We start from the raw sequence: 19,406 nt of genomic DNA, 5'->3' as shown, positions 1-19,406 counted from the left end.
CATTGGATCTTGGGGGAGGAGCCGGGCATGGCTGAGGAACGTACGGGGGTCGCCTACATCCGGGTTTCCAAGGTGGGTGGTCGCGGCGATGACCTGATCTCGCCAGAGGTGCAGCGTCACACGATCGACATGCTGGCGGAGCGCGAGGGTATCCAGATCGTTGCCGAGATCCAGGACATCGACAAGTCGGGTCGCTACTTCGCCAAGCGGCGCGTGAAGGAGGTCATCCAGGGCGTCAAGGAGGGCCGCTGGTCTTACGTGATCCTGTGGAAGTGGTCGCGGTGGGGCCGCAACCTCAAGGAGTCGCAGATTCACTTGGCGGCGGTGGAGGAGGTCGGCGGCATTGTGCGGGCCGCGACCGAGGATGTGGATCCGAAGACGACGATCGGCCGGTTCACGCGCGACCAGCTGCTGTCGATCGCTCAGCTTCAGTCCGACATGATTTCGGATAGTTGGAAGGAAGCGCAAGACAAGCGCCGGCGTGATGGACTTCCGACGGATGGCAAGCCTCGGTGGGGGTACATCTACGAGGGCAAGCGATACCGGGTTGATGAGTCGCTGCGTGAGACGCTGAAGACCGCGTATGAGGCGTATGTGAGTGGCGCGTCGTTGCGGGGCATGGCGTTGGAGTGGAATGCCGCGGGTCTGCGGACGACGACGGGCATCCTGTGGAACGGCAACCGGTTGGGTCACATGCTCGATACCGGCTTCGCTGCCGGCTGGATCAGGGAGCGGTCGGATACAGCGGCTGCCGGGAAGTACACAATCGCCCACTTCGACGTGTGGCGGCGTGGGGCTCACGAGCCGATTATTTCGCTGGAGCTGTTTGAACGTTATCGGGAGCGGCGTGCGGCTCAGGCCAAGATGGCGCCTCGGTTGCGGACGGCATCCCACGCTTTGTCGGGTCTGATGTTCTGTGGCTATCCCGACTGTGGTGGCGCGATGGTGTCGACGAAGTCGGGCCGGGGGCGTGTGCTGAATTGGACGTGTAATCGTGCAGAAGTTTCCAAGGCCCATGCTCCGAATAATGTGTCTGACCTGCGAGCGATGAGGTTCATTCTGGGTTGGATTGAGCGGCACGTTCAGCGGGGTGAGTCGGTTACCGAGGAGGCGCGGCGGCTTGAGGCTGGTCGTCGGGCGACGGATGATGTTGAGGCGCTGGAGGCGGATATCAATCGATTGATGCGGAAGCGTGCACGACTTGCGGATTCCTGGACCGATGAGTTGATCGATCGTGAAGACTACGTGCGCCAGCGTGCCGAGATTGCTGCTGCGCTGGCGGCGGCTGAGGCCGGTAAGCGGTTGGCTGAGAAGCGGGTCGCGGCGAGTGGCATCACCTATGTCCGTCAGTTCGGTGCTTTGTTGGATGAGTGGGATCGGTTCACGGCGCATGACAAGCGTGAGGCTTTGGCTGCGGTGTTCAGGCGGATGGTTGTTCATCCGGGGCCGTTCGGTCCGGGCAAGGTGGAGTTGGTTCCCCTGTGGCAGGCCGATTAATAGCGTGGGTGTGCTGTAAGCGTCGCTGGTATCCTAGCCCGCTCGCCATGTTGGCTGTATCGGGTTCATGTTGCGGTTTTTTGGTCGTCTGGCGGTGTCTTAGCTTGCCCGTCGGCACCGAAATGTTGAAATTTCTGATCATTCTTGTTGGGTTGGCGAGTGGGGCCGTGTGGGATGCCGGGTAGCGGGAGTTTTTCGGTTCAGGTCTTTGCGGCGGGAGTGGTGGTTCTGGGTTATCTGCCGCATGAGCGACTTTGGCTTGAGGGGACGCGACTTTGGCTGTTCGGGTTAAGGGGCGGTGGCGGCTAGGTCGTTGAGTGTGGCGCTGATGACGGGCCAGCACATGTTGAGTGTGTGCGCGTCTGGTGCGTCGCCGCGGCGGATTTCTGCTCGGGGATGGACGAGGTTTCGGTATTGGCGTAGAAGGTGTCCGAAATCGTGGCGGTCGGATTGGATCCATCGGTGTTGGCGTGCTGTTTTGATGAGGTTGTCGAGTGTCCAATTGTCGAGTCGGGTTGTGTCGTTGGGCAGTCTTGTGGCTACGGCGTCTAGCAGGATGCCTTCGAGAAGGCTGCCGAGCATGATGACGGCGCTGGTGTAGGCGCCGTGGCGGCGGCAGATTCTGGCTTCGGTGAGTCTCTGGTCTAGGACGGCTGCCAGGCTGCGGTCGCTGACGATGTCGGCCATGGCGACGTGGAGGGTGGTGTCGGTGGGGTCGTCTCCGTCGTCTTCGGTGGGTTTGTATGGGCGGATTGTGGGTTTGCCGTGGTGGTGGCTGATCTCAAAGCCTTCGGCGGTCAGCAGGGTGTTGAGGAGGGTGCTGACTTCGGCGGCGGCGAGTGGTTCGTTGCGGGCTATGTATTCGCGAGGGTCGACGAGTCGTAGTACGACTGCGTCTATGGCGCCGGCGGTGTTTCGGCGGGAGCGTAGTTGTTTGGCGAGCCAGTCTTTGCGTGATGTGGTGCCGTCGTGTGGCGGGACGTCGTTCCATTTTGCCTGGGTGAGTAGTTTTCGGATGTCGTTGGTGCTGCGGTAGACGGGGTAGTCGCCGCCGCCGCAGGCGATGCTGGCGATGCCGTCGAGCGTGTTGTCGTCGAGGTCTTCGAGCACGGAGGTGTCCCCTCTCGGTTGGCTTTGGTTCGGGTGGTGGGGCCGTTCGTCTATCGAGCGGAGTGCCTGGGTGGGCGAGTGAGGGATCGTGGCTCGATCTGAAGCTGATCGAGGTGTTGCCAGAGTGGTTGCATCGCAGCTTCTGGGTTGTGGAGGTATTCGCTGTGCCGGATTCGGTGGAAGCGCCACTGGGCGCGGCCGAGTTGGTGTTCGTGGCGGAGCTCGGCTTTGAGGTCTTCCGGGCTGAGGGTTTGCTCTGGCGTTTCGCAGGTGATGGCGAGTAGGCCGCGGTCGCCGACTACGACGAGGTCGATGGTCCGGGCGCCGACGGGGTGTTGGGGGAGTACGTCGTATCCGCGGCTGCGGAGGTCGAGGAAGACGTTTTGTTCGAGTAGGGATTGGAGCGGGCGGCGTGGTTGGTTGCGGGTTGTGTCGTCCCACTGTGGATCGCTGGTGAGGGGGGCTGGTGGGTGGCTCATGTAGGTGAGAAGTTGGTGTCGTAGGTCTTCGGGTTTGAGGTCGCTGGGTCGTACTGATGTGAACAGCCACATTTGATCTTGTGCGCGGGTGGCGGCGACGTTGAATCGGCGTTCTTGGTGCCGGCCGGTGTGGGGGAAGAGTGGCCGTCCGCTTGGTAATGGTGTTACGAGCATGGAGAGCAGGATGATGTGGCGCTCGTCGCCTTGGAAGTCGGGTGGCTGTCCGACCCGGAATTCGTGGTGACGGAGAACGGCGGGATCGACGCGCTCTCGGACCAGGTTTTCGATGAGTTCGAGGTGTTTGGTTTTTGAGCCGTGCAGGGTGATGACGCCGATGGTTTTGTCTTGATAGTCGGGTTCTTGGGTGAGTTTGACGATGGTGTCTGCTATGGCTTCTGCCTCGGTGGGGTTTCGGAGAGTGTTTTCGGTGCCGAGTGATGTGGCGTTTTCGACGTGAATGACTTTCAGGGGGTCGAGGCGTTCGGCGCCGTATTGTCGTAAGGGAATGAGGCGGGGCTGGTAGAAGAGGGTGGAGGACCAGCCGATGATTTCGGGCATGCAGCGGAAGTGTTCGGTGAGTCGGATGACTTTGGGGAACCGAGCGGCGAGTAGTTCGTAGAGGTTCATCCCGGGTTCGAAGCCGTCGCGGAGGTGTTGCTTCAGTCCGGGTAGGAGCCGGTCGCGGAGGGCTGCGGCGGCGTCGAGGTCGTTTCCGGGTGGTGGGGCGCATTGTCGTTCGTCGCCGACGACGATGGTGCGGGGTGCTAGCCAGAGTAGGTAGAGCGATTCCAGGTCGGCTTGGCTGGCTTCGTCGACGATGACGACGTCGAAGGTGTTGGGTTCGGCGGGGATGGTTTTGGCTACGACGGTCAGTGGCATGACCCAGGCGGGTACCGCGCCTTGTGCGTCTTGCATGGCTTCGCGGATTGAGGTGTTTTGGCGGTGTTTTTGATTGCTTCTGCCGCGGCCGTAGCGGGCTACGTGGCTGCGGTAGGTTTGCAGGGCTTGGCGTTGTTCTGGGGTGATTCGCGTGAGGCAGTGTAGGAGTGCTTGTTTCCCGGCGAGTTGTTCGGTGACGTCGCTGAGCCGTTGTTCGGTCTGGGCGAGAATCTGCTCGTAGTTTTTCTGACCTTCCACGCTTCGTATGAGATGGAAGTAATTGTGTGCGGTGGCCCAGTGCCAGGCCGGTTCGATTGCTGGCAGGCGGTTGTCCCAGTGCTGTTGCCAGGGGTCGTTGCTCAGGGTTGATGCCAGGGCGGGATGGGCCGCGGCGAGGCGCGAGAGCAGGGTTTGGCTTTGTTGTTCGGTGTGCTGGTCGGCTCGGCCTTGCGTCAGCCGGGCGTAGTTTGTGGAGTAGCCCTCGCCGTCGAGGTCGTTGAGGGCGGCGGCGAGGAGCGCGGCTTCGGGTGCGGCGTTGATTCGGCGGCTGAAGGCGGTCAACTCGTTGGCTGCTTGCTGCAGTTTCGATCCGGCGGTTCGGGCTCGGGTGATGATTGGTGCGGCACGGACGACGCGGACTGTCGCATCCCAGTCTGCGATGGTGCGGATGGCAAGCCGGAGACCGCTGTTTCGCAGGGCTAGTTCGATGGCGGTGCGGGTCTCGGTGAGCTGGTTGATTGCCATGGCGTTGTGCTGGATGTCGCGGAGTTGGGCGATTTTGCGGCGCAGGGTGCCGCCGAGAACGGTGACGCCGAGGCGGGACCATTCCTCGAGTACTGCTGTCACTGTGGCGTCTGCGTGGAGGTAGCTGATGGCGGTGGCTACCTCGTGCAGTGTGTTCGGCCGCAGGCCGCTGACGGTGCAGTGGGTGAGGAACTGGGTGGCGTCCAGTTGTTCCTGGGCCGGCAGTAAACGGCGGACACGGCCGCCGCGGGAGAGGTAGCTGTGTAGGCGTCTGGCCTGCCCGAGCAGGCGTGTCCGGGAGGCTCCGCCTGGTGTGATTTCGATCGCTACGTCGGCGGCGTGTTCGGCGGCGAGGACGTCGTCGTCGTGCAGGACTGCGGCGAGGTCGGCGAGCAGCGCCGCCCAATAGGCGGGGTTTCGGCGGTTGAGTTGTGTCGAGACAGCGTTGCGCCGCCAGTCTTGACGTTCCCAGTTGTTGATCAATTCGGGTAGGCCGCATGCGCTGAGCGCGTCAGCGGCCTCGTCGAGGAGGCGGCCGAGTTCAGCGAGCACGTGTGCGTCGGCGTCCAGCAGCGGAGCTATCAGGTCGTGATCCGTCCCGACCACCGCTTCTGCTTCACAGATGGCTGCGCGCGCTTCGGCGAAGTGGTCTACGGCGATGAGGATTTGCTCATCCGGGAACAGTTGCTCCAGTCGGGCTGCCCGCTCGGGGGTGGTTTCGCGTAGGAGCTTGAGCAGAGTGCGGGCTTCATCGTTGCTGATCGGCGGTTGAGGATCAGCGTTGGCGGGCAGGTCGCCGATCCACTGGTGTTGTTCCCTTCCGGCGCGGATGCCAGCAACGAGGTCGAGCAGCGTGAGAGTTTTGCCGGTGGCGCCGATGGGGTGTCTGGCGTGCTCTTGACCTCGGGCGACGCTGAGGTCGGCCATGATGCGGTCGACGCGGCCGAGGAGTTGCTGTCGTTGCTCGCGAAGACGTGTGATGTCGTGTCGTAGCTGGTCGGTGTTCGTGGTGGATTGAAGGTCGGACAGGGCGCCGATACTGCGGTCGAGTTCGTCTTGTCCGTTGCCTTGCAGTCCGCTCATGAGGACGCACAGGTCGCGTACGGCTGGTGGGAGTTTGCTGCGGAGTACGTGCAGGGCTTGGCTTTTCTGGCTGGTGACAAGGATGCGATGGCCGTCTGCTAGGAGAGCGCAGATCAGGTTTGCGATGGTGTGGGTCTTTCCGGTGCCGGGTGGTCCCTGTACTACTGCTGCCGTGTCGGTTTCCAGGACACGGAGGACGTCGCGTTGTTCGTCGTTGGTCGCTAATGGCAGTAGCGGATCGGTACCGGCTAGTTGTCCATCGGTGCCGGTGGTTTCTCGTAGCCAGCGCACTCGGTCGTCGGGTCCTAGCGCGAGGACCATTTGGGCGAGGCCGATCGGGGCGGCCGCTCCGGGTTGGCGTAGGTGAGCGAGGATGCGGTCGTAGAAGGCGAGTTGACCGCCTGCCTCGCGTTTACGGAGTATCAGTGCCGGGGCGAGGCGCAGCGATGGGTGGGCCGTCTCGTTTGCGGCCGGTGCCCATTGTTGTGTGGCTGTCAGGTCGAGGGCGCTGTTCCAGCAGTTTCTGCCCCATCGGTCGAGCCAGGTGGCCACCTGCTCCGAGAAGGGGTCGAGTTCTTCGAGGGAGGCGTCGAAGTGCTGGGCCGATGCGCGATCGCCCCGAAACAGGGCGACGTTGGACAAGAAGTCAAGATCTTCGCGGGTGAGCGGCGTCTGTGCTGGCAGTTCGACGCGTATTACGTCGGTGTTGGGATCGAGGTCGATGGTGACGTCGACGGTCAGCAGATGCCGGTAGATGGTGGGGGCGTCGGTGATGGGGGCGGTGAGAAGTCCCAGGCCGAGGATGAGTTCGTGGGTGTCGGCTTGCTGGGTGGCCTGTTGGCGGAGTTCTTCGAGTTTGTTGTAACAGTCACGTGTGCCGTCAGCCTGTATCTCTGCGTCGGCCCATTCTCGCCAGGTGCGCGACCATCGTGTGAATGCTGCTTTGACTCTGCCTGGAACGGCGCTGGCTTCACCGAGGTCGTCCAGCGTCGGTTCCGGGCCTTTGGGATCGTCCCAGCGGTGGTCGGTCCATTCGTCGAGTTCGGGTGGCATTGGTGGTGGTCCGGTGACGGGAAGATGTTCCACCGCCAGCAGGGTGCCGTCGTCTGACGGTGGCTGGACGAACGTCTGGTAGGTGTCGAGCCAGGCGTGCGGGTTGTGGGTGATGATGTCTGGCGTTTGTTGGTGGGGTGACCTGCTCACCAGGGCTTTCAGGTAGGTGATGAGGCCGGTGGTCAGTTTGATGACCTCGGGATCTGTCGGCGAAATCAGCTCCGGCAACGTATGTCCTCCACACTCGACAGCACTACAGGATGCGTTCGGTTGAGTACCTAGCGCAACGTTTTGTGCGTGAGTGAATCGAGGCCTGCGGGACTCTGCCGTGTGGTGATGCATCCGGAAGGTCCGGGTGGTCTGCCGGCGTGAACGTCTGGTGCAGACGTCCCGACGCGGATCGTCGATGTCGCCGGGAGTTTGACGGCGATCTGTGGTGTCGTCGGGTATTCAACACCGTCGGGTCCCCGCCGCGAACGGAGATCGCTGCAACCCTGTGGGTGCTGGACCGTCTCACGGTAACGTGAAGATCAGCTCATGCGCTTCGCCCGCTGAAGGGCTCATCCGGGTCGATTCTCGGGCAGGAACAAGTCCGAGGATGCGGATGAATCTGAGACTTACTCACTATGGCTATGCGTATCAAGACCTCATCACGGGCATCGCTCTCGTCGACCTGGTGCTGGGGGTCGCCGACCAGGTCACGGTCGACACGAAGGGCGAACCCGGCGACCGGTTCGACGATCTGACCGTGAGGTATCGGACAGGGCGGAGGGTCCGCGTTCAGATCAAGCACACCACTACGGACAGAAAGCTGTCGAAGCAGACCTTCTCCGCAGATGGAAGAAGTTTGCGGCTCGACCGGCTGTTCGCTTCCCTTCTGGCCGACCTGGAGCGGCATCCGGGTACTGAGTATCGGGTCGTTGTCCGAGACGGTGGCCCGGACGAAGGCCTGGCGGCGGTACTCGAGCCCGTCACGCGGGCCAATGACCCCGGCGATCCGGTGCCGGGCCTGCCAACTCGACGATTCGCGTTCAATCCGGAGAAGCTTCAGCAAATGGAACCGTGGAAGCAGCGCCTCAACGGTCTGACCGCGGTGAAGATCCAAGCGGCTTGTGCAAGTCTCACCATCGACACCGCTGCGCCGGCGGCGACGCTTGACTTCTCGGCGCCCGGCCCGGCCGAGCGTGTGCTTCTGCGCCGGGTCGTCGAGGAACTCGGTGCTGGTCGTGTTCCCAACACGGCCGTTCAGCCGGAGTATGTGGCACTGGCACTGACCCACGCGGCTACTGGCGCCCGGGCGCGCGACGGTGAGGTTACTCGCGAGAGTCTGGTGCCCCGGGTGGGGCTCACTACCGACTTCGGAGCGGTCGCCGAAGGGCACCCCATCGAGGCGAACGTCGTCGTGCCCAGAACAGGAGCAGTCGCCGAAGTACGAGAGCATGTCGGCGCCACCGCACTTGTCGGTGGCCGCGTTGTTATCACCGGCGAGCCCGGCGTCGGCAAGTCGTGGCTGTGTCAGGAGCTTGCAGACGCGTACCGCGCCGACGACTGGATCGTGGCGCGGCACCACTGCTGGCTCGGCGCTGCCGACATCGACCGGGACGAACGTGTGCTCGCCGACGTAGTGATCGGTAGCCTGATCAAACAGCTAGAACAGGTTGTTCCCGAAGCCACGGCCGGCCTGCGACCACGGTTCGCCGCCACCGCAGAAGCTCTCACTGAAGCAGTTCGGCGATGTCGCGTCAGCGATCCGGAGCGAAGCTTGCTTCTGATCGTTGATGGTCTGGATCATGTCGACCGGGTGCTGGGCCGCAACACCGGTCAGAGGGACGGCCCGTCGCGCCTGCTGGCCGAACGGTTACTTGCCATTGAGCTTCCCGACGGCGTGTGCATGATCATCGCCAGTCAGCCCAGCCGGCACCTCGCTGGTTCAGGATCCGCGCGCGGGCGCCTGGTCCAGATGCCGCGCATGTCGTGGGATGAGGTGTGCGCTCTTGCGGCCAAGCACGGATTGTTCTCCGGTCTCGCAGGGATCACACCGTCGGCTGACGAAAAACGCGCTGTCGTTGACCTGCTCTTTGAACGCTCGAGCGGCAACGCGTTGTACGCGACCTACCTGTGCCGCTACGCGATCGGTACTTCTCCGCTGGACGAGGGTACAGCGCCCGGCACGGTCAACCAGATCGTTCACCGGCTTAAGCGCATTCCCGGCACGGCCACGGATATCGACGCCTATTACGGGCATCTGCTCGGCGCCTTGACTCCGGATCAGTTGTTCACCATCGGCACGCTCGCCGTGTGTGACTTCGCTCTGTCTGCAGACGAGCTCGGCGACCTGGTCGATCCCATGATCCGGCCGCTCGTCGCCGGCGCCCTCGCAACACTCGCGCCGGTGCTGAATTCTCAGCCTGGTCTCGGCGGCCTGCGGATTCATCACGAAAGCTTCAGCCGGCATATTCTGCGTGACAAGGACGACGGCTGGGTCGCCACCGTCCGCCTCAAGATTGCTGAATGGCTGATGGCGCGCGGCTTCTACATCGACGCAAGGGCGTTCCGGCACCTCCCGGAACTACTTGCTCGTCTCGACCGGTACCAGGACCTGAAGCGCCTCATCGAAGCGGGCTTCGTGGCCGAGGCCATCAGCGCGTTTCAGCCGCCGGAGGCGTTACATCGGGTCGTCGCCGTTGTGGCCCGCGAAAGCGAAGTACGGCTTGACTGGCCAACCTTGATCACCTGCGTCGAGGTTCGCAAGGCGATCGACGCCTACGAGACCGAGTCGCTTCCTGACACCCTTGTTTCTTATGCGGACGTCGTGGTGGACCTCGTCGGCCCTGACACCGTTGCCGATCGTCTTCTGTACGAAGGGCGACCGACGTTCGCGCCGCAATGGGGTCTGCGGCTTTGTCATGCAGTTGATCTGGCTGGCGCCGCAGCCCCGTGGAAGGTGTACCTCGACGCCCACACCCGCGAATCGAGCCGCGGACGCCGCACGGACAGCTCCGATCACGACGGCAGTCTTCACCTCGCCGTACAGCTTGGTTTGCTTCGCCTGCGTATCCAACGCGGAGATACTCCCCCTGACCTGGCCGAACAGGTTGCCGAGTACCTCGGGCGTGACCATGACGTTCCCCTTGACGAGCTGGCGAAGGTGTTCGCCGCGGGCCTGCCTCCGGCGACGATGCCTGATGTTGCGGCCGCGATCACCGATCCGGCCAAAGCCGCCAGGGTCTACCTCACGCTGGCGAACCTCGCGGCTGGCGGGACACCCGGCCTACCTGAGCCGGCCGAACTTGCCAGCCAGGCATGGACGCTCGCTCCGGCCCTGGACATCGCCGGATACCTGAGCCACTCGGTCGCGGCTGCCGATGTCCTGGGAAGATCGGGAGTCTCGGACCTCGGAGCGGAACTACTGAGGGCCACCGCCACGATCGTCGGTGATCATGCGGGCAGCCATGGACACGTCCAACGATGGTTGTCACTGCTGGAACTCGGCCACGCCGTCGACCGGGCCGTCCCGATGCGGTGCGCGGCCCTGTTGGGCGGCGTCGGCTTCTACCGGGCATGGCTGCGTTACGCCGTGGCGACGATCGGCACGGCCCGCGACGTCGGCGCGGGCCTCACCACGGCCGAGGACGCCTCAACAGCAGTCCGGGTCGCCCTCGCGGACCTGGCCGAAGAGGCACACGCGTTCACTGGAGAACCCCGTGCCTGCGACCTTCACTCGATCCAGCCGCTCATCCATCAGGTCCTCGAGGCTTCCCTGGCCGTCGTACGGCCCAGCGACCTCGACCAGGTTCTCAGCCACCTCATCGCCATCGGTGATGGAACCACCACCACAACTAACTTGGGACTGCCTGAAAACGGGCCCCTGATCACCAACGACCTGTTGGGGATCCTCGCTCGCCTTTCCGACCGATTGGGCGTGGCATCAGTCCATGCGCTGATGCGGGTCGTCCGGCAGCGGCGAGACGACTCCCGTACCCAGTACCGCATCACAGCCGACTTCGAACTCGCGACCGCTCGTATCTGCATTGCCGCGGGCGCCGGGCAGGAAGCCGATGAATGCTGGCGTCGTGCCAGCTTGCTGCTCGCCGCCTACGGCGGCCACAAGGATCCCACCATCTATGAGGTCCTCGACAGTATCCAGGACGTCGCTGACGTCGCCGACATCCACGTCGCCCGCCGATGCCTGCACAATCTCGTCGATCCGGTCTACCTGGTGAGTCAACACACCAACGGGCGCGGAACGTCGAACGTCGTCAGTCAGTGGTGGGAGAACGTCGCGACAATCGATCCGATCGCTGCGGGCCTCGACGGCGCCGATGTCCTCATTGCAGACGTCGGCTTCGAAGACAATCGGGCATACACCGCGCACACCACCCTGTTGACCGGCCAGATCACGACCGCCGACCCCATCGTCCTGGCGGCACTGCGCCTGACGACCGGAACAGGCTGGCGTGATCCGGCCGTCGATCGTGAACTGCTGACCAGGCTCGCCGGAGAGCTCGCATCGAGCCCGCAGACGGACGTACTACTGGCCATCGTCGCGAATAGCATCGCAGCCACCTACGACGACGAGGCGGCGGTGTACTCCGACAGCCAACCCGCAGCCGTGGCGACACCCGAACTCGTCCGCGCGGTCGTCCGGCTGGGTGGCACTGCATTCCTGGCCCGGACACCGCTTCCGAAAAAGCAGGGCAACAGCAGACGAGACGCGCGCCCGACGCCTGACCGGCTTGAGTTGCCGAGCCGGATTGCGGCTGGGCAGAGCCCCAGTCTGCCCACCGGCCGATCGGGCGCGGTACTCGCGGCTCGGGCATTCGCTGGCCAGCGTCTTCGGGATGGCATTGATACGTCCTGGGACCTGGAATCGGTCACGAACATCATCGGCTGGCGCGTCCTCGAGGAGACCCTTGCCCACGGGGCAGCCGCAGGTATCGGGCTACTCGACGACATCGCCCGCGAAATCCCCTCGCACGCCGACAACGAAATGTTCGCCGTTCTCGGCCAGGGCCTCGCACTGCGGTGCGACACCAGTGGCGAGCCGTTGAAAACAGTCGCCAGCTACTGCCTGACACTCGCATACACCCGCATCCGAGGCGGAGGCGGGTGGCGCACGTTCGCCGGTCGCCGACGAACAGATCTCTGGGCTACGGCACACCATCTTGATGGGCCGACCGCGGAGCGGACGCTAGCGGCGGCAATCGCCGCCGCGGTCGCCTCAACTACCCAACACAACTTCGGGGTGACACAGGCCGTCGTCGCGGCGTTCGCGGTGACCGCGCCCGCGACAACCGGTCAGATCGCAGTCGAGTGCTGGGAAGCCGCATTGTCAGTGATCGCGCGTCGGCTGCCAGGAGCCGCCGAACGTGGTGCCCATACCTACCGGCCGACTGTTGAACCGGACGGGGAAGCGGTTGACGAGGCGTTGGCGGCGCTCGCGCTGGCAACGATCGTTCAACCTTTGCGCGCGGATCTGCGGCAGAGCCTTCTCGCTGCTGCTCTGCTTCTGACCTGCCGTCCGAAGTGCGCTCAAACGGTACTCGCTCGGATATTCCGCCGCGGGTTGGATGCGGGCCGGACCACATGGCTGCTGGAGGTCATCAGTGCCTGTCTACCTGGAGGGGAGTTGACCGAGGAGTTGGCGGCTGAGCTGGCGATCTTGGCCCGGACGGATTGGTTGTCGGTGCGCTCGCTCGCAGCAGCGATCTCGCAACGACACGGACGTGTCGTCCCCGATCCGCCGGCGACCGAGCCGGCCCCACAGTTACGTGTCGCGTTTCGCGAACTGCTGGGAGAACGCGAATGAGCTCGCCGACAGCGCGCCACCAAGCAGAAGCGCTGGTGGACCGATTTCTCGACAATCGACTTGCCGACGCCGACGAGCCACCCGGGCTTCGTGACGCGGTCGTCGACAGGCTGGCCGGGCAGGTCGAGAGCATCGGTGAACGCTTCCGGCAGCAGAATGATCAGCTGCGGTCATCAGCCTGGTCCCGGCGGATTCCGGACGCCTACCTTGCCGATGAAGCGGCCGCCGAGAACGAGTTGCAGGCCTGTGCGGCAGGCATTCGAACGGCCCAGTCCGTCGAAGGCATCGTCTCGGAGCCGCGCCGCTTCGAGCGTTTCCTCGCTCATTGGCTGGCGCCGACTGCTCTGTGGGCGTTGCGCGGCGAAGCGTCGCGGGTCCCACGTCCACGGACGCGAGCACGCGCTCTGGAATGGTCGCTGACCCCGATTCCGTGGTTCGAAGACGATGCCCAGTGGCCACCAGCGGGCGCGGGCGGCTTGGCGGATGTCCGGCAGCTCGCCGGCGCGGACGCCGAACCGGTACGCGCTGGTGAGGCACCATACGAGGGATGGGTTCAGCTGGCCCTGTTCGAACGGCAGGCTACACCGGCAACCCGCCACCCCGAGACCGCCGGCCGAGCGATGATCATCGCCACCGGACTCGAAACGTGTGACTCGCCGTTGCCCGCCAACAGTCTGCCGCTGTCGCAGACTCCACCCAACCTGTGGTCGCTGACCCACGACCGGCTTGATCCTGGTCTGAACGCCGAACGAGCCGCGGCCGTTCTCGCGTCGATGTCGGGGCCGCTGGCTGCCCTCGTCACCTATCGGGGCCAGCCGGGCACTCCGGCGACGAACCGAGGCATCGGACTCGCACAGTACGTACTCGTTCCACGGATCGAGGTCGTCGCCCTGTTGGGGCTCCGGCCCGAAACGCCGGCGCTGCGCCACGTGTTGGTCGATGACAACGGTGTGGCGATCGTCGGCCGCCAATGGCGAGGAGTTCTCGTCCACGACGGCAGCTACAGCCCACTCGAACCAGCCGTTCACGGCACCGACCTTTTGATACGCCCTGACCTCTACGAGCAACTACTTAAGGCGGTGGGCGCGCATCGGCTCGCTGCGGGAGTAGTGGTGGATTGCTCGCTGCATGACTTCCCGACTGATGGGGCAGGCGACGAAGACTGACGAGTGTAGAAAGTAGGACCTGCGGCTTCTGGCGTGGGCGGCGGTTGAAGCAATGTGATGGTCACTGTGGCTCCGAACTCGCGGCGCGATGCGGTGATGCCTTCATCCGGGGGGTTGATCACCACCGCTCGAATCGCGGCGTGACTGTGGCTGGTCGGCGTCCTTCTGGTTCAATCCGGCTGCTTCACGCCTACATGCGTCCGCGTGGGCTCGGGCGATCACTCGCCAGAAGTCCTGCCAGCATTCGGTTGCTGTCTTCTTCGCCATCGAGATGAGCCCTCCCGTCGGCCGGGTAGTGGCGCTTGTGGGCCTCGGGCTTGAACCGTGGCGGCCATCATGCCGAGATCGGCGCGACAAGGGGCTGCAGTCGGTGACGAAGTCCCTTGCAGTGACTATGGTTGCGTGCTCGTCTGGCGTGGCGGAAGTTGTCTGCGGTTGTCCCGGATCGGAGGTGCCAGTCGTTGGAGTTCGATCTCGACCCGTGTCCGCGGTCTTTCTGCTTGAGCGTTGTTGGGCAGGGAACGGCTTGTCCCGGTGAGTCGTCGGCGTCGCGGGCTGACTTTAGGAGCCGATTGGTGACAGGGTCGACGTCGGTGGCGAGGCTGCGGGCGACTTCGCGATTTGCAGTACCGGTTGAGGAGCATGTGGCCGGGGAGCTCCTGGCAGCGGGTGATAGGAGCGAGGTGGCGCCGGGACTATCGGGGACAACCGAAGACAACTTCCCGGGGATCGGTCTGCCACCGACGATGGTGTCGCGGGTGGCGATCCGATGCGTGCGGGGCAGTTGCTGATCTCGCGGCGGCTGATGCCGGTAGGACGATGGCTGTCGCGGAATGGGTCAGCTTGTGGGTGGGTTCGAGCCCGGCAACGGGTGTATCGCCTCCGAGGTGATCAAGATTTCAGTGGAGACGGGAGGGTGCTGCATCGTGACCGAGGAAGTGCCGTTGCCGGATCGGCTCGAGCGGGTGAAGTCCGAGATGCGTCGGCTCGGCGTTACAGCGGAGCAGGTACGGACCGCCGATCGGGCGAGTCGTAACGGGGCGCCGACGTTCGCTGAGTATTTGCCCGTCTTGACGACGGCGGTCGGTTCAGGTGCACGGCGCGCGTATGAGCCGTACTGGCGCATGGTGGTCGAGCAGTGGGGTGGCCGGCGTCTGGACGAGGTATCCGCGGCGGAGGTGTCCGAGTTGGCCGGGCAGCGTCGGGAGGCGGCGGTGAAGCGGCGCAACGGTCGTGGGGGAGGCAGCGCTGCGGAGCATCTTGTTGCGGCGCTGCGGTGTCTCTACTCCCGGGCGGTTGCTGATGGTGTGGTGCCTGCTGGCTGTAATCCGGCGGGTGAGGTGGCTAAACCTCGCCGTCCGGTCCCGAGCGGAGGCCGGGTGTTGACTGACGGCGAGTTGACGGAGATCAACACTGTGGTGGCGGGGACGGGCGAAGATCCGGATCTGGATGTGTTGCTGCTGCGATTGCACCTGGAGACGGCGTGCACCCGCGGCGAGGCGCTGGGCCTCGGTACAGCCGATCTGGACGTGCAGCGGTCGGTGATCGTGTTGCGGGCGGGGTCGGCGGACGCGCGGACGCAGCCGGTGTCGCCGTCGTTGGCGGCGGCTTTGGCGCAGCATGTGCAGTGGCGGCCGGGTCCGGGGCCGGGTTTGTTGCGGTATCGCGACGGTCGGTGCATCACCTCGCGGCGGTATGACCATTTGTGGCGGCGGATCGGCCGGCAGCTCTCGTGGGTTGCTGAGCAGCAGGTGAGCACGGGTTGGTTGCGGAGGGCGACCTTGGACCGGATCAGCAGCCGATTCGGTTCTGGTGTCGCGCGCGGTTATGTCGGGTCCGATGCGGGCCGGGCGGTTCTGACCGGCCGCACGGGTGAGCCGATCGCCGGGCTGGCGGAGTTGGCTGGGGTGGTGGCGTGGCTGACCAGTGAGCCGCATCCGCTGGCCACGGGCACCATGGAGTCCGATTCGTTGTGGCAGGGATTCGGCGGGGCGTAGGTACGGCGTTGTCTATCGCTCGAGCGGTGGACCATTCATGTGAGTGAACCTGCGCGGTCGTGCGTCATCGGCATGTTGGTGAGATCTCTCATCGATACCTCGTCCTGAGTGAGGTGATCGTGATGGATTCCCCTGCCGCTTCACCGGATCCCGTCGCACCGTCGGACACCGCTGTACCGCGGCGCCGTCGGGGTCGTCACGCCCGCCATGACCGGGGTGATATCCGGTTCGCGTTCTACGGGCGGATGTCGACGGGCGACTTCCAGGATCATGCGACGTCGTATCAATGGCAGTTCGACTGCGCCAGTCAGCTCATCGCTGGGCACGGCAGGATCGTCGTGGACTTCTTCGACGTCGGATGTCCGCGGAGCCTGGACTGGCATCTGCGTCCACAGGCTGGCGCGCTGCTCGCCGAGGTGGCCGATGCGGCGAGGGTGTTCGATGCGATTGTGGTCGGTGAGTTCGAGCGCGCGTTTTACGGAGGCCAGCTGCAGGCGCTGCTGCCGGTGTTCGGTGCGCATGGGGTGCAGATGTGGCTGCCGGAGGCGGGTGGGCCGGTGGAAGCAGACAGCCCGGTTCATCAGGCGTTGATGCTGATGCTGGGTCATCAGTCGCAGCGCGAGATCCTGCGTTCCCGGTTGCGGGCGTCGGCGGCTATGGCCGCGCAAACCCGGGAGCAGGGTCGGTTCCTGGGCGGGCGGCCGCCGTACGGGTACCGGATCGTCGACGCGGGACCGCATCCGAACGCGGTACACGCGGGCTGGGGCAGGCGGCTGCATCGCCTGGACCTGGATCCGGTGACCGCCCCGCACGTGCGCTGGATCTTCGACCTGCGGCTCGGCGGGGAGAGTACGCCCGGGATTGCCAGGACGTTGAACGCGGCCGGCGTGGTGCCGCCGTCGGCGCATGACCGGGCGCGGAACCCGCACCGCAGTGGCCGGGAGTGGACGGTGCGTACGGTGGCGGCGATCTTGGCGAATCCCCGTTATACCGGTCGTGAGGTGTGGAACCGGCAGCGCACCGATCACCATGACACGACTCTCGGCGCTCACGGGGGCCGTTCGCCCGGCCGGAAGCCGACCCGGCGGTGGAATCCGGCTGACGAATGGATCTTCTCGAGGAAGGTGACGCACCCGCCGTTGGTCAGTGAGACCGACTTCCTCCAGGTGCAGCGGGTGTCCGCGTTGCTGAAGCCAGCTGATGGGATTGAGCGCCGGTACGTTCTGACCGGCCTGGTGATCTGCGGGTTGTGTGGCCGGCGCGCGGAGGGCCACTGGTCGAAAGGGTTGGCTCGCTACCGATGCCGGCACGGCCACAACAGCGGGAGCGCGGCCGAACCCGGCAGGCCCAAGATTCTGTACGTGCGAGAGGACGTGCTGTTGGAGAAGACGACGATCGCATTCGCGAACTTGGAACGTCGTGACGTGAGTTCGTTTCCGCCGGGGGTCTTCGCTGCGTGTCTTCGCCGGCGGAACATCGTCATCGTCTGTACACCGGTCAGTGTGACTCTCGATCTGAGCACCGATGAGTCGGGAGGCCCCGGCTGCCAGACGCGAGCGCGGCCGCCGTCTGAAAGTGGGGCGAGTCGTGCGGGGGTGGTCCCGGATCAGCGGAGCTCTCTGATGGATGCTCAGCCGGCGTGGTGAGCGTGAGTGCACGTTTGCCGGGGCTGCTTGATCGGACTGGCCCGTCGTCTTCGAGGGCGTCGGATCAGTATCTCGTGTCGACTGTCATTACCTTCGGTGTGGGCGTTTGGCGGCGAGGTGCTTGATCCGAGTCGAGTCAGCGGGTTTGACTGCCATCTGCGATCGGATGGCAACTCGGGGCGGGAGGTCGATCGCGAGTCAGCAGGCGTGTAACGGCAGAGGCTGTGAGGCAGCCATGGGCCCGGGCCGAATCTCGGACAGCCATGCAGGGAGTCGGTGGCACGCTGTTCCTGTCGGTGTGACGGACGACGAGTTGCGTTTGGGACTTGCCTCTTGACCGTTGCGGCATTGGAGGTCGGCAGCGGTAAGAGCGAGACAGTGGTTGCGGAGATCTTCGCAGTCTTGGCCGGGCGTCGCCGCCGTCGTAGTAGGCGTTTACGGCAATGTGGATCGTGCTGCCAGCCTTCAGGTAGCTGGTGCCCCCGATCGGGCTGACGCATTATGGCCCGAACGGCAGCAGCGTTCCGGTCCCCCCGTCGGGCCGGGTCGAAGGTGGGTGTGTGTTCACGCCGGGCGGCCTACTGAGGGTCAATTCGGTCGGGCGTCAGGTGCTGTCCGCACCAGAGAGCCGGGGGTCTGTGGTCGCGGTTACCTTGCTGGCGCCGGCCCAGGGGAGAGTTCGGAAGAACGGGCTGCACCAATGGGCGTCCGGTGTACCGCTGGTGCAAGAGACACCAACCGGACTACCGGAGACAACCGCAGACAACTTCCGTTGATGCGCCATCTTGTCGAAGCTCAGAAGGCACCTGACGACCGATCATCCGAGGGGCCATCGAGCGCCTTCTGAGTCGAGCTTTTGATGGGGAAGAATGAATCAGACGCTGACCATGTTGATGAGCGCGCTGACCCGGCTCGGGCATGCTTTGTCGTTACCCACCCGGGCGCCGGCAGTGATGCGTGGCTGGTGGCGCGGATCCTGTATCAAGCTGTGCACGCTGAGTGGTGAGCGCCCTGCCCGCCCTCGATGGTGAAGGCACCGTGGTGCTGCGGCCCTGTCCGGAGATACGGCGGCAGCGCGTCGCCTGAGCGCCGGCGCGCGAAGTCAGCCGACGAAGCGCCGCAAATACAAGCTCATCGGCAAGCCCATGCACGGCGGGCAACGAGGCGACAAAATCGTGGCGCGGCATTCGTGCAAAACCGGACACGCCCGTGGCGTCGGGCGCCGCGCGAGCACGCCCACCTATCTGTCACGCCTGCCAGCCGTACTGTCCTGCCCGAGGCCGGCTCGGGACCAAGCAACACCATCCGGGGAGAACGGTCGTACATGTATCAGCTCGTTGTGGAGGTCCTGGACCACGCGCCCAAAGGTCTTACCGCGACCGAGGTGCTGATTCTGGTGGCCATCGCGGAGAACTCTCGCACCGTGGGGGAGATCCGGGAGATCAGCACCGACACGCTGTGCCGCCGTGCCAGGGTGGACTCCCGGGGCCTGCGGCATGCCATCACCCGGCTTACCAAGAACGGAATCAACGTACGGGTGCCGATCGGTACGGACCGGCGAGGGGAACCGCTGTACGCCACCCCCGGGCGGGTTCCCCGATGGCGACTGCCCCCGATGCCGGCTGATCCAGGATGCGAGTGTGGGACGTGCATCGCCACCACGACTATGTCGACGCGATCGCCGGCGTCAGGCGGACCCGCAGATCTCTCACCAGCAATACCACCAGCTCAGCATGGTGGAGTTGCAGGTCCTCCATCGGATGAAGGAGGACATCCGAGAGCGCCTGCTGGACATGTACCTCCGGCAGACGGACATGAGGGCCCCTCTGCCGGAGCTGCACGTCCGCCTTATCCGTCCGAGCCCGTGGCCGTCATCGATCAACCCCGACGTCCGACCCTCGACTACGTCATCAGGGTCACCGGAGCGACCGGCCGGGAAGCGC

The 19,406-nt window shown here is 64.6% G+C and carries 7 protein-coding genes; 5 read left to right on the top strand and 2 right to left on the bottom strand.

The window, feature by feature from the left end; all coding sequences use genetic code 11:
* Positions 1 to 27: 27 nt before the first annotated feature.
* Entirely contained in the window at positions 28 to 1,497 is a 1,470-nt protein-coding gene (locus tag ACQPZW_RS32020) for a recombinase family protein (protein WP_433789746.1), read from the top strand.
* A gap of 288 nt (positions 1,498 to 1,785) precedes the next feature.
* Here the strand turns inward: ACQPZW_RS32020 and ACQPZW_RS32015 are convergent, their stop codons facing one another.
* On the bottom strand, positions 1,786 to 2,607 hold the full coding sequence (locus ACQPZW_RS32015) for a DUF4145 domain-containing protein (RefSeq protein WP_433789745.1): 822 nt from the start codon (positions 2,605 to 2,607) through the stop codon (positions 1,786 to 1,788).
* Positions 2,608 to 2,657: 50 nt separating this feature from the next.
* On the bottom strand, positions 2,658 to 7,073 hold the full coding sequence (locus tag ACQPZW_RS32010) for an AAA domain-containing protein (protein WP_433789744.1): 4,416 nt from the start codon (positions 7,071 to 7,073) through the stop codon (positions 2,658 to 2,660).
* 376 nt (positions 7,074 to 7,449) lie between these two features.
* Between ACQPZW_RS32010 and ACQPZW_RS32005 the strand changes: the two genes are divergently transcribed.
* The 4 genes from ACQPZW_RS32005 to ACQPZW_RS31990 all read left to right on the top strand — a co-directional run bounded on the left by ACQPZW_RS32005 (position 7,450) and on the right by ACQPZW_RS31990 (position 17,463).
* On the top strand, positions 7,450 to 12,654 hold the full coding sequence (locus tag ACQPZW_RS32005; RefSeq protein WP_433789743.1) for an ATP-binding protein: 5,205 nt from the start codon (positions 7,450 to 7,452) through the stop codon (positions 12,652 to 12,654).
* 35 nt (positions 12,655 to 12,689) lie between these two features.
* Positions 12,690 to 13,820 carry a hypothetical protein gene (locus tag ACQPZW_RS32000; RefSeq protein WP_433789742.1) on the top strand — a complete coding sequence of 377 codons (1,131 nt, stop codon included), beginning with the start codon at positions 12,690 to 12,692 and terminating at the stop codon, positions 13,818 to 13,820.
* A 926-nt stretch (positions 13,821 to 14,746) separates the two neighbouring features.
* On the top strand, positions 14,747 to 15,817 hold the full coding sequence (locus tag ACQPZW_RS31995) for a site-specific integrase (protein WP_433789741.1): 1,071 nt from the start codon (positions 14,747 to 14,749) through the stop codon (positions 15,815 to 15,817).
* 122 nt (positions 15,818 to 15,939) lie between these two features.
* Positions 15,940 to 17,463, top strand: coding sequence for a recombinase family protein (locus ACQPZW_RS31990; RefSeq protein WP_433789740.1), 1,524 nt, complete (start codon positions 15,940 to 15,942; stop codon positions 17,461 to 17,463).
* Positions 17,464 to 19,406: the final 1,943 nt, after the last annotated feature.

The sequence above is a fragment of the Actinoplanes sp. CA-252034 genome, assembly GCF_050956125.1.
Classification (GTDB): Bacteria; Actinomycetota; Actinomycetes; order Mycobacteriales; family Micromonosporaceae; genus Actinoplanes.
This window is presented reverse-complemented; position numbering and strand designations above follow the sequence as displayed.

Excerpts from the sequence above, each read along its gene's own strand:
- ACQPZW_RS31990 (WP_433789740.1), top strand. The coding sequence starts at position 15,940 with ATGGATTCCCCTGCCGCTTCACCGGATCCCGTCGCACCGTCGGACACC.
- ACQPZW_RS32020 (WP_433789746.1), top strand. The coding sequence starts at position 28 with ATGGCTGAGGAACGTACGGGGGTCGCCTACATCCGGGTTTCCAAGGTG.
- ACQPZW_RS32005 (WP_433789743.1), top strand. The coding sequence starts at position 7,450 with ATGAATCTGAGACTTACTCACTATGGCTATGCGTATCAAGACCTCATC.